Annotated in this window: 11 protein-coding genes and 1 pseudogene; 6 read left to right on the top strand and 6 right to left on the bottom strand. The window is 39.0% G+C overall.

Annotated features, from left to right (window positions below; translation table 11 throughout):
• From FTU75_RS06535 to FTU75_RS06520, 4 genes are all read left to right on the top strand, one after another.
• A partial coding sequence (locus FTU75_RS06535; protein WP_180115436.1) for a BapA/Bap/LapF family large adhesin occupies positions 1-2,745 on the top strand: 2,745 nt, incomplete at its 5' end.
• 248 nt (positions 2,746-2,993) lie between these two features.
• Complete coding sequence (locus FTU75_RS06530) at positions 2,994-3,965, top strand: hypothetical protein (RefSeq protein ID WP_180115435.1); 972 nt, start codon at positions 2,994-2,996, stop codon at positions 3,963-3,965.
• A 95-nt stretch (positions 3,966-4,060) separates the two neighbouring features.
• Complete coding sequence (locus FTU75_RS06525) at positions 4,061-4,906, top strand: hypothetical protein (protein ID WP_180115434.1); 846 nt, start codon at positions 4,061-4,063, stop codon at positions 4,904-4,906.
• A gap of 150 nt (positions 4,907-5,056) precedes the next feature.
• A complete protein-coding gene (locus FTU75_RS06520; protein WP_257223729.1) occupies positions 5,057-5,500 on the top strand; it encodes a hypothetical protein in 444 nt (147 codons plus the stop codon).
• A 649-nt stretch (positions 5,501-6,149) separates the two neighbouring features.
• Here the strand turns inward: FTU75_RS06520 and FTU75_RS06515 are convergent.
• Together FTU75_RS06515 and FTU75_RS06510 are read right to left on the bottom strand one after the other, a co-directional pair.
• Positions 6,150-6,895 (bottom strand): annotated as a pseudogene (locus FTU75_RS06515) (DUF4850 domain-containing protein).
• 187 nt (positions 6,896-7,082) lie between these two features.
• On the bottom strand, positions 7,083-7,985 hold the full coding sequence (locus FTU75_RS06510) for an NADP-dependent oxidoreductase (RefSeq protein ID WP_180115432.1): 903 nt from the start codon (positions 7,983-7,985) through the stop codon (positions 7,083-7,085).
• 173 nt (positions 7,986-8,158) lie between these two features.
• On the opposite strand from FTU75_RS06510, the gene FTU75_RS06505 reads away from it, so the two are divergent.
• Positions 8,159-8,725, top strand: coding sequence for a hypothetical protein (locus tag FTU75_RS06505; protein ID WP_180115431.1), 567 nt, complete (start codon positions 8,159-8,161; stop codon positions 8,723-8,725).
• A 494-nt stretch (positions 8,726-9,219) separates the two neighbouring features.
• Here the strand turns inward: FTU75_RS06505 and FTU75_RS06500 are convergent, their stop codons facing one another.
• The 4 genes from FTU75_RS06500 to gatC are packed head-to-tail and all read right to left on the bottom strand — an operon-like array spanning position 9,220 to position 13,701.
• The gene (locus FTU75_RS06500) at positions 9,220-10,323 is read right to left on the bottom strand and encodes a hypothetical protein (protein ID WP_257223723.1); all 1,104 of its coding nucleotides are present in this window, start codon (positions 10,321-10,323) and stop codon (positions 9,220-9,222) included.
• Between the two features lie 58 nt (positions 10,324-10,381).
• Positions 10,382-11,857: an Asp-tRNA(Asn)/Glu-tRNA(Gln) amidotransferase subunit GatB gene (gene gatB, locus FTU75_RS06490; protein WP_180115429.1), complete on the bottom strand. Its 1,476-nt coding sequence runs from the start codon at positions 11,855-11,857 to the stop codon at positions 10,382-10,384.
• Positions 11,857-13,335, bottom strand: a complete 1,479-nt coding sequence (gene gatA / locus FTU75_RS06485) for an Asp-tRNA(Asn)/Glu-tRNA(Gln) amidotransferase subunit GatA (RefSeq protein WP_180115428.1) — start codon at positions 13,333-13,335, stop codon at positions 11,857-11,859. Before gatA ends, gatB begins: the two co-directional genes overlap by 1 nt.
• Positions 13,336-13,386: 51 nt before the next feature.
• On the bottom strand, positions 13,387-13,701 hold the full coding sequence (gatC, locus tag FTU75_RS06480) for an Asp-tRNA(Asn)/Glu-tRNA(Gln) amidotransferase subunit GatC (RefSeq protein WP_078189985.1): 315 nt from the start codon (positions 13,699-13,701) through the stop codon (positions 13,387-13,389).
• Positions 13,702-13,834: 133 nt separating this feature from the next.
• On the opposite strand from gatC, the gene FTU75_RS06475 reads away from it, so the two are divergent.
• Positions 13,835-14,881, top strand: coding sequence for a rod shape-determining protein (locus FTU75_RS06475; RefSeq protein WP_078193300.1), 1,047 nt, complete (start codon positions 13,835-13,837; stop codon positions 14,879-14,881).
• The last annotated feature ends 7 nt before the right edge of the window (positions 14,882-14,888 follow it).

Raw genomic sequence — 14,888 nt, 5'->3', positions numbered from 1 at the left:
ATCACCCCAACCGAAAAAGCTGAACTTGAAGAAGCCCTCAAAGCGGCACAAGACGCCAAAGACGCAGCGCAAGATGCAGTCGATGCTTTACCGTCTGCACCAGCAGCCGTGCAAGATGCCAAAGATGCATTGCAAGATCGTCTAGATGCATTGACAGATATCGTGTTACCGACGGTGAACGATGAAAACGGCAATGGCATTGATGATGCAACGGATCTCGCAGGCGTAGAAGATTTAGTTGCTGATGCAGAACAAGCCTATCAAGATGCAGCAGATGCACTGGCTGCAGCTGAATCGGACAACTTGATCACGCCAAGTGAATTGGCTACGTTGACTCAAAACTTGGCGGATGCACAACAAGCCAAAGCAGATGCACAAGCAGCGGTCGATGCGATTGAAACTGAATATCCAACCGCAGCTGGTAAATTCCAAGATCGTCTAGATGCATTGACAGATATCGTGTTACCGACGGTGAACGATGAAAACGGCAATGGCATTGATGATGCAACGGATCTCGCAGGCGTAGAAGATTTAGTTGCTGATGCAGAACAAGCCTATCAAGATGCAGCAGATGCACTGGCTGCAGCTGAATCGGACAACTTGATCACGCCAAGTGAATTGGCTACGTTGACTCAAAACTTGGCGGATGCACAACAAGCCAAAGCAGATGCACAAGCAGCGGTCGATGCGATTGAAACTGAATATCCAACCGCAGCTGGTAAATTCCAAGATCGTCTAGATGCATTGACAGATATCGTGTTACCGACGGTGAACGATGCAATTGCAGTTAATGATGAAGTAGATGCAAATATAAATCTTGAACATCTACCAATCACAACGAATATCACACCAACTTCTAACGTTGCATTTGCTGTGGTTGGCTTACTCGGAGCTAATTTAAATCTTGGTAGTCCCTTAACACAATTTACAGTTGAAGAAGGCCACACGCAAAATTTAACTTTTACTGTAAGCAGTGGAATTAATTTAGGTGTGGGTCAACAACTTAGTATTGTCCTTCAGAAGTATGAAAATAATGAGTGGGTAGCAGTTGGGAATACTCAAGACGAGTATTCATTAATTAACTTAAACTTATTAGGTAATAATTTAGTTGGTACGGTTACGGATCTTCCGGAAGGTCAATACCGTGTTAATCTAGGAATTAATAGTGCTGTAGGATTAAGTATTTTCCCAAGTGTGACAATCAGTGGAACGGATACAGATTTGGGGATCTCAAGTGATACAGCGACAGGTAACGTCCTCACTGGTGATGGCGGTGCGACAGCAGATAATGTATTAGCGGATACTGTTGTAAGTACGATCAAACTAGTTGGTGGGGTAGCGATACCTGTTGATACTGATGGAGTAAATATTCAGGGCTTATACGGAACATTAAATATTAAGGCAGATGGTACCTATACTTATACTGCAAATCCAAAAATTGAAAGTTTGGGTAAAACAGAGGTCTTTGAATACACAATTGCTGATCCAGCAGATACTAATGCGACCAATAACACAGCTCAGCTGACTATCAATATTGGTAGTAACGATGTGACTGGTGTTGTGGCAGCTGAAAATGACATATTCGATTTAGATGTAAATGTTGCGAAGAATGTTTTGTTCAAAGAACATGAGCAAACAGATGTTTCGACTGTAGCCTCAAGCACAGCTACACAAAGTGATTCGGGCACAATTCAATTTACTCTAGGAGATGTAAATAAAGGTACTTTAGGTTTATCTAATGCTTTAGCGACCTCGGCAGCAACCACTACTATTACCTATAGTTTGAAATTGGATGGAGTTGCAATAGCTATTTCTGGTGCACAAGGTACAAACACTTCTAATGTTTATACTGTAGTGAAAACGGCAACACTCTCTACCATTTCGGCCAGTAACTTATTCTCAATTGATTTGAGCAGTTTAGCGGCTGGAAATTATGAGTTAACTTACACTGTGACTAAAGCTGCAGGAAATATACTTGGGGCCGCTACATCAGCATCTCAGGTAACTGCAGTATTGGATGGGACATCCTATACATACAATGGAGAGCATACAGACAGTACATCACAAGTGATCATTACGGGTAATATTTATGCTGATAATGGTGTAGCTACAGATACATTGGATACAACATTTACTAAACTTCTAGTTGGAGGGGTAACTATTGGCTACAATGAATCAACTACATATGAAACAGCTAAAGGTTACTTTGAAGTTAAAGGGAATGGTGATTATACCTATACTGCAAAAGCAGCTGGTGATACGACTAATTTGTCTGCTGATGTAATTAATTACACATTGATTAGCCCAACAGGTGCAACTGATAGTGCTTCTATTACAATTAATCCAGTATTGAATAATTCTGGAGTAGTTCAATATAGTACCAGTGGTGATGATACCTTTAATACAGGTACTGGCGCCGATACTGTAATTTATGACTTGTTGTCAACTGGAACTGCTGGTGGTAATACTAGCCTGTTAGGCAATGATACATGGGCGGATTATAATTTTAATGAAGGCGACGTGTTGGATTTGCGTGGTTTATTCAGTGATACAAGTACTGCACTAACTGATGCAAATATTGGAGGCTTTATTCAAGTTGAACAATCTGGTACTGATGTAAAAGTAAGTATTGATTTAGATGGACCTACATTTGGTGTAAGTAATTACACAGGTCTTGTAATTTTGAAAAATACTGATGTTACTCTGCAAGATCTTTTAGATAGTAATCAACTTATATTCTATTAAAATAGAATTTAAGCAATCAGAAAAGAGCCTCCTCGGAGGCTTTTTTTTATTTTCTTCATAAACACCGCTAGATCAAAATAAAATGTGAAACTCATCAAATTAAAATGAACAACATGTGTATACATCTCAAACGTATGCGATTTTAGTGATTAAAATTATAAAAATAATAAATAAAATCAAGATTATAAAATTGTGGAAGGCACTAAATTACGCTATTTTTTAAGGGTGAATTTTTTGAGATTTTTGCTGTGAATTTAAAGGCAATTTTATGGGTGGGGAGTATTGGATTTGCATTACATGGTTGTACAACCATGCAGAGTTTAAACCCAAATTCATTTAATCATTATGCTTCACCACAAGAAGTGATCAATCAAAAAGAGCTAAATAGCTCAAATGGAAAGGCGAAAGAATACGTCTATGATTGGGGACCACAAAAGAAAAATGTGGAGGTAGAATCGCTCATACCTAAGCAAAATATGAGCAGTTACTGCCAAGCCAAAAATGGCAAATTTATTCAACTGAATAAAAGCAATTTGAACCAAGTCAAAAATGCATGGAGTCGTAAATTATTAGCGACCTATAGCAGCATAAAACAGGGTACAGGTGTATTTCAGTGTAGTCAGGCAGATGGACAGCGCTGGATGGTTGCTATTGAACCCGTTTCAGAGCGTAAATTAAATGACCGTTCTGAAACCCGCTTAGTCAGTTTGTATACAGCAATCATTGGACCCGAAGAACGTCGCAAAAACTATAATAAACAAGAAGAAACTGTAGCTAAAAAAGCCACACCAAGAAAAGCCAAAGCAACGACAATAAAAAACAATGCGAAAGATGAAGCAAAAAAAGAAGTAGAGACTAAAAAAGAAACCAAAGCCAAAGAGCCTGAAAATAAACCAACAGCGAAGCCAGTTGCAGAAACATCGCAGCAGATACAAATGCGTTTATATGTGAATGCTCGACGCGACCTGAATGCCGGAAAAAACCAAGTCATCGCTTGTAATAATGCACAGCGCGCTTATAGCTATGGCAAATTAAATGGTGCAAATGCCAATAGAGCCTATGCTGAATCAGGTATGCTCGTTGCAAAATGCTTAACGTCAGTGCCTGCATATAGCAAAAGTTATCCAAACGCCAATGCAAGAGCAAAAGGCATCCTACAAAACTTAGCGACCAACTATAACCACGCAGGGGCAAAAAATATGTTGAATCGTATGAAATAAACTTCAACAGGATAAAAGCCATTTGGGGAAATACGCTTTTATCCTGATCCAATGATGTACTCAGATAAAATTTTAAAAAATAATAAGGAAAAACCATGAGTTCAGTAAATGAAAATTATTTTAATACACCATTATTTGACCGAGAATTGACAGAAATTACAGTCAATATCGAGCAAACACCGTTCTTTTTGAATGATCGTGGGCATCCAACATATTTAGCATCACTTGGGTCAGGGATTCATTTAATTACCGAGTCGGCCACCAATGCGAAAATGACGATGGGAAATGGCTACGAGGTTCCTTCTGAAATTTCGACTAAAATTACCAATTGGGGGGAGCAAACGGAGCTTGATTTTGAAGGGCAACACTTCGAGTTTATGCCATTGGTGGCAACCAAAGAAACCGCGGCAGCTTTTGGTATCACCCTAGTCCATGAAGGTGAAGCGATTCAGATTCATTCAAATCAAAAACGACTGTCAGAAATTCATTATGAATACGGCATGATGGCAGGGCATTATTTGCCTTATGAAAATGCAACATCAAATTTAAATGGCTGTAAAACTTTAACGCCATTTGTCATTACTGATTTAGAACATCATGACTTTCCGCATATTTTTAGCGCGACCGATCAGGATCAATTGCCACTGGTCATCTCAGTAGGGCGCTATTTTCCAAATCTAGGCAAGATTTACTTGGCAGATTTATGGGTCAATCCGGGAGATGCTTTATACATTCCTGCGAAACCAAAATATTTAAATCCCGAGTTTATTGACCTACATAATAACCGTAATGCAGCACTTGCATGTTGGCGAGGTGATAGCAATAAATCGACATTGACCACCCATAGTTTGCTCGATACCCACGGACATTTTTACTGGTATTGGAATAGAAGGCCAACGATTCATCCTCTCATCTATGCACCGACTAGCAAAAATGAATAGTTGAGTTACATAGACCAAACAGCAAATACAGCACTTCATGATACAAAGGTGACTCAAGTTTTGGGAGTTTGGTCTATGGCTTACGGTTTATCTAAAAAATTACATCTACGTTTTTCACGACGTGCAGGTTTAGCTGTATTGACGCTCATCATGCTCGGGTCGACTCAGGTGAGTTTAGCGAGTCCGACGGTCGATCAGCTCAGTCAATGTTTAGTGAAATCGACCACTGCCGCAGATAAAACCACGGTTTTGCAATGGACCTTTTCTGCCTTGGCAGCGCATCCAGATTTAAAACAATACAGTAATGTCAGCGATGCGCAAAAAACACAACTCGATAAAAATCTGGCTCAAGTGATGCAGCGAATCTTGGTGGAGCAATGTTCTACGCAAACGCAGGCCGTAATTAAAGCCGACGGTCTACAGGCTGTAGGCGAAAGTTTTCAAGAGCTTGGTAGTATTACTGGGGATGAAATTTTAAAGACGCCTGAAATTAAACAACAACTACAAGGCGTACTGCGTTATGTCGATTTGAATAAATTGGTGACTAAATTTTTAACCCCAGAAATTTGGAATAAATTGGGTATCGTTCGTTAATGTTTAGTCTTAAATATTGATTATGGCTAATTTGTGGATGAACATTACCATCAAGCAAAATGTTAAGTTCAGGGTTGTATAATAAGCAGATTGTGTCTGTATCTATAAATGATTGATGGAATATTAAAATCATTTAATCAGTATTGTCTGCTTTGTCCTGTATGGCTTCCAATGATGTGTTGTATATGCAGAATGAAAATACGCCTTGACTCAGCTATATATTGAAACGACTTGAGCAGATGCAGAAAAAATAATATCTACAGATTTAGACCTTATATTTAGTATTAACTGAAATATTTTCAATCGAAAATATGGAAAATAGCAAGAAATAAACTTTTAAAGACGAACCAAATTCCACGTAATATAAAATTAAAAATGATTTCTATAATCACGTTTATCAAAAACTTTAAAAGCTTAAGTGATAATGATCTGAGTTGATATAGAAGCCATTTCAATAGACGAAAGGGTGCATAGCACATCAAATAAAATGGTTGCCGCTTAAAGCGCTGCCAACCCTCAATCCAAAGAGATTGTAATTTGCTAAAGTTTAATGAGGGTATTTTCTCACTGAAAACGAGGGCATACATCCACACAACAAAGAGGATGCCTAATATTGATAAACCAATCGAGAGTGCACTCATCTTACTTTTTAATGCATCGCGTTATAAAAATTCAAGATTGGACGTGCTAAATCCTGATGTTCTGCATTTAGTGTCACTTCGATACTTTATTAAAGGTATCTTCATCATAGTATTTAGCAATGCCATGGGTTTTTGCACCGAATTTGGGGATTTGATAGCTAAAAAACGCGGTGGTTTTGGATGGATGTACGAGATTTATTTTTTTATGCGGATCGACATAGCCACCAAATTCACTTTCTATACTTTCTTTCAGAATATGTGGAAAATAAAGAGTGGCATAGGGCAGACCACAGCCTACACATGCCGATGAATTGTATAAATCAATTGCCTCATTTCCCTGCGGATTCATAATCACCACAGAGCCAGTACCATTCGCTCCTGCAGTAGCTTGTATGTTATTCCATGATTTTGGCACTAAAGTTAAGCCGATACTCGGTAGCACAATTAATTTGAGTTGACTAGCTTGTTGCGGCGTTAAGGTAAATTTATAGATGCAATCATTTTTGCCACAGGCCTTTGCGTCTTTAAGTAGTCCATCCTCCATCGGATTTTCAACGGTGACGCCATACATAGGTACTTTCACATTGTTGTTAAAGGTGGCTTGTCCCAGTGCATAGAACTGATTAGTGTTTTTACGGTTGGCAGCACTGTCCCAAAATTGAGGGAAGCTAGGTTCAAAAACTTCAGGTTTAGCCGCTTGGGCTATACTTAAGCAAAGACTGAGTAAGGACAGGGCTATTATGTGTTTAATCATATGTTTAATTATCTTATGCATGATTTAAATTTTTATTAAATTTAACGTACATTGTAGCCTTTAGTGCAGACTAATTATATTGAAAAATTGCAATTCAAACATAAAAAAGCCTAAGCAAAATTTAACGATTTGCTCAGGCTAATGATGATCAAAACGCTTTGGCTGAATCTAAATTTAAAACAGTGAGTTATTCAAAAACCAAAACACTTTTACCTTTGGTATGACCTTCTAAAATATCACTATAGGCTTGCTGCGCATTCTTAAATTCATATTCACGGCTGACTGTCCATGTGAAACGACCTTCAGCAATTCCATCGACGATATGTTGTAAGTTTTTAGTGTTACGTTTAACCCATACTGGCTGAATTTTATTTGAAGATAATTTTCTACCAGCAATACTTCCCATAAATCCGCCAACTTTGACCACAGCAAGAGAGGTTTGAGTTGCTTCTTCCGAGCCGATCATATCAATAGAGACATCAAAAGGTGTTGGATGCACTGCTTTTAGACGTTCAACTAAACCTTCTCCATAAGTGACAGGTGTAGCGCCTAGTTTGCGAATATAGTCTTGATTGGCTGCTGATGCCGTTGCGACAACCTCAATGCCTTTTTCTACTGCGAGCTGTACCACAATAGAGCCGACACCGCCTGAGCCGCCATGTACCAGTAAAGATTGAGCAGGGCCCATTTCATCTAAAATGGTCATGGCTGTTTGTGCTGCGCCTGCAATTGTTCCAGCAATAGGCCAATCGATATTTTTTGGCTTGCGGATTAAATTTTCTAGTGGTACATCAATCACGGTTGCATGGGTAAAAGCACCGCCTGAACCGAGGACTTCATCGCCTACAGTCCATTCATTTTGAGAGCTGTCTACTTCTGCAATGATGCCTGCGTATTCTGTACCAAAGGTTTGCGGTAGGGCTGCATGTTTAAATTCGCCTGTCATGCGGCGTGCATCAATCGGGTTGATCCCTGAGGCTTTGACGTGAATACGTGCCATGCCTGCGGCTAAGGGTGGCAGTTCGTAATTTGCAAATTCGAGCACTTCGGGTTGGCCGTATTGGTGTGCTGCTAAGATGATTGATTTCATTTTCTTGTGCGTATTACATTTAGTTTTTTAAATCATGGTTGAATTATAGGCAGGTGGTGTTTATGGATTACAGAGCGAAAAATAGGACAGTGTTTTCTCGAAAAAAATTAGCCACATTTGTAAGATAGTAAAAGTTGATTAAAATAAAAATATTACAGATGAAAAAATAGATCATGAAAGCAAATTTAACTTTAATACTATTATTAATAACAGAAAGCAGTTGGTCTGCTCCAAGAATACAATTTTCTAAAGATTACAAAGATTTTGAGGGGAAACCTTTTAGTTATCTAAGAGTACAAAATAAAATTAATTTCGAATTAAGTTTTGAAGAGGGAAATTGTCTTTACCGACAAGTTTTACGTAATAAGTTATCGCCTATGTTCACTAAGAATTTTAATCCTTTTGATGCTGAGCCACCTAAATTAGGAGCAAAAAGTCTTGGGATGCGCTTTAAACCTAATGGTGTTCAGTTTTTAGAGTTCACATTGCCTGCAAAAAAAGAGATAGTATTTGGTCTTCGAAAATATCGTTTGAGAGATGGTATGAGAGAATCGTGTAATGAACATGTAGTTTACATTTTAAAATCAAAGAAAAATTATGAAATATTAGATCAAGGCTTGGATGATTTCTGTCAATTAAAAGTTAATCAAATCTTGATAAATGGAACTCGAAAAGAAGTGAAACCCATAAGATCATTATCTGCAGATAATGAATTAGATTATTGTAAATTAAAGAATTAAATATTTACTTCTCCCTAGTCCTTACATGTTCTTCGTTTTAAAGCAGTGCTTTAAAACTTGCTCAGAAGAGGTACGCTTTTAATAATCCTCTCCCTAGCCCTCTCCTTTAAAAAAGGAGAGGGAACACCACGTATCAAAATAATTACATGACCGCTCCCTCTCCCTCAGGGAGAGGGTTGGGGTGAGGGGCAGAAATAACGTATAAAGAAGGACCTTGAAAGTTGAATGCATCTTAAGTCCTTGAGTTAGGCGATGGAGGATACTTTTTTGATATTTACTAATAATTATCCAAATTTTACATCTTCTAGATATTGATATAGTTCAATATCACTATTAATTATATTTTTTTGGATCAACTTTATGATAGAAGTAATGCAGACTGATAAATAATAACGTAATTGATTTAAATCTTTTAATTCAATATTTGCATTTCCTCCATGGGCAATTCCACTTCTTTGAGCGTATAAATAAGACATTTTGTTATAGATGTACTTTCAGCTTTTTATATCTTTGCTTGCAATAAGAAAAGCTGTATTCTCAGATAAAGTTTTAGTTATTGAATCTCTACCATTTGTTAATAATGCTTCCATTCCTATTGCACAAAATAGAAAGCTTTCTCTATGGTTTTGAGATTTTATTGATGAAGAATACCAATTTATAGCTATTTTAAGTTTTTCAATTAATTTATTGTCATTATTTTTTGAGTGTAAAGGGAAGTTCAAATCTTTAAAAATTTCTCCAATTTGAATGGATGAATTTGTTTTTTTATTAAGATCTAGGACAACAAGATGTTCAAATTTTTCAGATGAGGAACTTAATCTAGAGTTATCGTAATTTACTATCAATGGGAAAGTATTCTCCTGTTTTTTTGAATCTAAACTAATATTAAAATCTAGATTAGTGCTATTTTTTGCTAAAAAAATCAATTCATTAATAAATGATTCGGCATCATGAATGCTTTGGTTTAATGAACTTTCATCGTCACCAAAATTGGATATTTCTAAAACAGTATTTCCTTCTAAAGAACTAATTAATTTTTCTAAATCTTTTTTATTGTACTCATCAATAGAATTGAAACTATTATTTTTTAACTTATATTTATGTATTTCTTCAAAATTGGATCTAATTTTTTCAGAAAAAGATATATTGGTTAGAGGGCAGATTCCTTCAAAATTTCCAATTTTAATATTTTCAAATTGATATATTTGGGATGATTTAAATCCATTTACATAGAAGTAATGAAATTTTATTTCTGTTTTATATTCTTCAAGATAAGACATAGTTTGTTGAAATTTTTCATATAAATTTATTTTGTTATTTAATAAGTATTCTTTGAATAATTTTTTGGTTTCTTTATCGATAGTTTTGTATGAAACATAATTTATTAATTTTTTTGCTTTTAGAATATTGATCAAGAAATCTCGCCAAGACCTGTTTATTTCTGGAGAGAAACCAAAATCGATATCACCAATAAATACAGCGTTTCCATCATTGATCCCATTCATTGCTGTTTCTATGTCTAAGCAATTTGCAATAAAGAAATTAAAGTATTCTTCAATACTTCTTTTTTTATCTAATTTTAATTTGTTGAAATCCATAAAAAACCCCGCATTAAGCGAGGTTTTATAACATGATATCAATTGATTAGGGAATAAATCAACCAATCAATTTCTTCATCAATTCATTCACTTGCGCAGGGTTGGCCTTACCACGTGACGCTTTCATCACTTGACCAACTAGACCGTTAAAGGCTTTCTCTTTACCAGATTTATATTCTTCAACCATCTTCTCATTGGCAGTAAGCACTTCTTTAATAATCGCTTCAATCGCGCCTGTATCAGTTTCCTGTTTCAAGCCTTTTTCAGCAATAATTTCGTCTGCAGTTTTGCCTTCTTCCCACATAAAGCCGAACACTTGTTTCGCGATCTTACCGCTAATGGTGTTGTCCACAATACGTGCAATCATGCCACCCAATTTCTCAGCAGAAACAGGAGAGTCGTGAAGATCTAAGCCGGCTTTGTTTAAAGCACCTGAGAACTCACCCATCACCCAGTTTGCAGACACTTTACCTTGCGCAGCACCGCCAGCAGCTTTCACTACATCTTCATAAAACTCTGACATTTCACGAGTCAGTGTTAAAACGTGAGCATCGTACTCAGTCACACCAAAGTCAGCGACAAAACGAGCACGACGTGCAGCAGGAAGCTCAGGTAAAGCAGCACGTGCCGCTTCAATTTGCGCATCTGCAATAATCACAGGCAACAAGTCAGGATCAGGGAAGTAGCGGTAATCGTTCGCTTCTTCTTTAGAACGCATTGAACGTGTTTCCATCTTCACAGGGTCGAATAAACGTGTTTCTTGGTCAATGGTGCCATCCCATTCTAGGATTTCCATTTGACGTTCAATTTCTACATTGATCGCTTGTTCAATGAAGCGGAATGAGTTGAGGTTTTTCAACTCGCAGCGTGTACCGAAAGGTTGACCCGGACGGCGCAGTGACACGTTACAGTCGGCACGGAACGAACCTTCTGCCATGTTACCGTCAGAAATACCTAACCAACGTACAAGGGTGTGAATCGCTTTAATGTAGGCAACTGCTTCTTCAACCGAACGCATATCAGGTTCAGATACGATTTCTAGAAGTGGTGTGCCTGCACGGTTTAAATCGATACCAGATTGACCTTCAAATTGGTCATGGATTGATTTACCTGCATCTTCCTCAAGGTGCGCGCGTGTTACGCCAATGCGTTTTACTGTGCCATCTTCAAGTTGAATGTCGATATGACCCAAGCCCACAATCGGGTTGTCCATTTGGCTGATTTGGTAGCCTTTTGGCGAGTCAGGGTAGAAATAGTTTTTACGTGCAAATACAGACGCTTGGTCGATATAAGCATCGATACCCAAACCAAAGCGAATTGCTAGATCGACCACTTCTTTGTTCAGTACTGGCAATACGCCCGGCATTGCAAGGTCAACAAGACTCGCTTGAGTGTTAGGGTCTTGACCAAATGTAGTAGATGAACCTGAGAAAATTTTGGTATTGGTCGCAAGCTGAGTGTGAATCTCAATACCAATCACCACTTCCCAACCATCAATCAGGTTAGATTTTGGTTTAGCAGCGTTCTTAGCCATTATGCATTCTCCTCAGCAATCGCAGCGCGTTGTGTATGCCAATCCGTTGCTTGTTGGTACTGATGCACCACAGACAACAATTGAGATTCTGACCAGTAGTTACCAATCAACTGTAAGCCAACAGGCAAGTTGTCTTTGTCAAAACCAACAGGCGCGTTAATCGCAGGAAGACCTGCAAGGTTTACCGCGATGGTGTAGATGTCGCCCAAGTACATTTCAACAGGAGACAGGTTTGCACCGATGCGGTATGCAGTAGTCGGTGCAGAAGGTGCAGCGATGACATCTACAGATTCAAATGCTTTTAAGAAATCTTGCTGGATTAAACGACGAACTTTTTGTGCTTTCACATAATAAGCATCGTAGTAACCCGCAGAAAGCGCGTATGTACCAATCAGGATACGTTGCTGAACTTCTTTACCAAAACCTTCAGAACGTGAACGTTTGTACAAGTCCATTAAGTCCACAGGATTTTCACAGCGGTAACCATAACGTACACCATCAAAACGCTGTAAGTTTGAAGATGCTTCAGCAGGAGCAATCAGGTAATACGTTGGAACATAGGCATCAGTCATGGTCAAATCAATCTCAACCAAGATTGCGCCCATTTCTTCTAACTTTTTCAGTGATTCTTCAACGCGTGCTTTCACGTCTGCATCTAAACCAGCAACATTAAAGTACTGTTTCGGAATACCAATGCGTAATCCTTTTACCGATGTGCCGTTGAGGTTCGCCACGTAGTTATCGACGTCTTTTTCAACCGAAGTTGAATCTTTCGCATCATGACCTGCCATCACGTTCATCAGGTAAGCACAGTCTTCAGCCGAACGCGCCATTGGGCCGCCTTGGTCTAAAGATGATGCATACGCGATCATACCGAAGCGTGATACACGACCGTAAGTTGGTTTAAGACCAGTCAAACCACAGAAAGATGCAGGTTGACGGATTGAACCGCCTGTATCTGTACCTGTTGCGAACGGCGCAAGATCAGCCGCTACCGCAGCAGCAGAACCGCCTGAAGAACCACCTGGAACATGATTTAAGTTCCAAGGGTTAGCCGTTGCGCCGTAGAATGAGTTTTCACTTGTTGAACCCATGGCGAATTCGTCCATGTTCACTTTACCTAAAGTGACAAGGCCCGCAGCTTTACCTTTCGCTACAACGGTCGCGTCGTAAGGAGAGATAAAATTGTCCAGCATTTTAGAACCAGCAGTGGTTTTAATGCCTTGGGTACAGAAAATATCTTTATGTGCAATTGGTACACCGGTCAACGCAGTGGCATTGCCTGATTTAATTGCAGCATCAGCCGCATCTGCTTGCGCAAGTGCTTGTTCAGCTGTCACGGTCACGTATGACTTGACTTGAGCATCGATTTTTTCAATGCGTTTTAAATAGTGTTCAGTCAATTCGCGTGAAGAAAATTTAGCGCCAGCCAAACCTTCAGACAATTCACGAATTGATAAGTGATGTAAATCTGTCATGAGAAATATTTCTTTACGTTTAATTTGAAAAAATGTTGATCTGAATAAAAATTATTCAATCACACGCGGAACAAGGTACAAGCCATCCTGTACGGCAGGAGCAACTGCTTGATATGCTTCGCGATGATTGGTCTCAGATACCACGTCTTCACGTAAGGGCTGTGGATTGTCGAATGGACTTTTTAGTGGTTCAACACCGTCAGTATCGATGCCTTTCAGGGTTTCCATCATGCCTAAAATTTTATTTAAACTTTGAGCATAGTCAGCAGATTGCGCTTCATCTAGCGACAATCGAGCCAGATGGGCAATCGCTGAAACTGTTTGTGCATTTAGATCTGCAGAATGCTGTGCATCCGATGTAGACATAACATTACCTAATCAGTATTAAAAAAATTCAAAATATCGTGGCTTATAATAAGCGATTGACTTGTTCAAATCATCACATTTAGTTAAAGTTGCCACCTTGCGTCCATATAAAAGTTTAACTGAGAACGTCCCCGTGATTCTAAAACGACTAATTGGCTTGTTTTCGCCGGATCTTGCCATTGATTTAGGCACTGCAAATACACTTATCTATGCGCCAGGACGAGGCATTATATTAAATGAACCGACGGTGGTGGCAATTCGCCACAGTGGTTCACAAAAAATCGTTGCCGCAGTAGGTCTTGACGCGAAGCAAATGCTAGGTCGTACACCTGCAAATATTTCTGCGATTCGCCCAATGAAAGATGGTGTGATTGCAGATTTTGAAGTCACTGAAACGATGTTGAATCAATTCATTGGCAAAGTGCACGAAAAACGTTTGTTCCCACCTGCACCGCGTGTCGTGGTGTGTGTGCCATGTAAATCGACGTTGGTGGAACGCCGTGCAATCCGTGAAGCTGTATACAATGCAGGTGCACGTGAAGTTCGCTTAATTGAAGAGCCAATGGCTGCTGCAATTGGTGCAGGTATGCCTGTTGAGCAAGCTTGTGGTTCGATGGTTGTCGATGTTGGTGGTGGTACAACTGAAATCGCGATCATTTCACTTCAAGGTTGTGTCTATGCAGACTCACTACGTATCGGTGGTGATGTATTTGATGAACAAATCATTAATTACGTGCGTAAAGCACATGGTTGTGTGATTGGTGAAACCACTGCAGAAAACATCAAAAAAGAAGTTGGTATGGCGCTTCCAGAAGAAGGTGCAAAACCTTTGGAAATTGAAGTCCGTGGTCGTAACTTGGCTGAAGGTGTACCTCGTGCGATTACCGTAACTTCTGATGAAGTGACTCAAGCGATTTCTGATCCACTACAAAACATTGTGTCTGCGGTTAAATCTGCACTAGAGCAAACGCCACCTGAGTTGTCTTCAGACATCGCAGAACGCGGTATTGTGTTGACTGGTGGCGGTGCATTACTTCGCAATCTTGATAAGCTTCTTGCAAAAGAAACAGGTCTTCCTGTCGTGGTTGCAGAAGATCCACTATCATGTGTTACACGTGGTGGCGGTAAGGTTCTCGAATTCTTCGATAACCCTAATCATGACATGTTATTTGTAGGCTAAGAAAAGG

The organism is Acinetobacter sp. YH12140, from assembly GCF_013418475.1.
In the GTDB taxonomy this organism is placed as follows: domain Bacteria; phylum Pseudomonadota; class Gammaproteobacteria; order Pseudomonadales; family Moraxellaceae; genus Acinetobacter; species Acinetobacter amyesii.
The sequence above is the reverse complement of the archived record's forward strand: the minus strand, read 5'-3'. Positions and strand labels throughout refer to the sequence as shown.

Coding starts and splice junctions, on each gene's coding strand:
- FTU75_RS06500 (WP_257223723.1), bottom strand. CDS start 10,323: ATGGATTTCAACAAATTAAAATTAGATAAAAAAAGAAGTATTGAAGAA.
- FTU75_RS06520 (WP_257223729.1), top strand. CDS start 5,057: ATGCTCGGGTCGACTCAGGTGAGTTTAGCGAGTCCGACGGTCGATCAG.
- gatA (WP_180115428.1), bottom strand. CDS start 13,335: ATGACAGATTTACATCACTTATCAATTCGTGAATTGTCTGAAGGTTTG.
- FTU75_RS06505 (WP_180115431.1), top strand. CDS start 8,159: ATGAAAGCAAATTTAACTTTAATACTATTATTAATAACAGAAAGCAGT.
- gatB (WP_180115429.1), bottom strand. CDS start 11,857: ATGGCTAAGAACGCTGCTAAACCAAAATCTAACCTGATTGATGGTTGG.
- FTU75_RS06510 (WP_180115432.1), bottom strand. CDS start 7,985: ATGAAATCAATCATCTTAGCAGCACACCAATACGGCCAACCCGAAGTG.
- gatC (WP_078189985.1), bottom strand. CDS start 13,701: ATGTCTACATCGGATGCACAGCATTCTGCAGATCTAAATGCACAAACA.
- FTU75_RS06525 (WP_180115434.1), top strand. CDS start 4,061: ATGAGTTCAGTAAATGAAAATTATTTTAATACACCATTATTTGACCGA.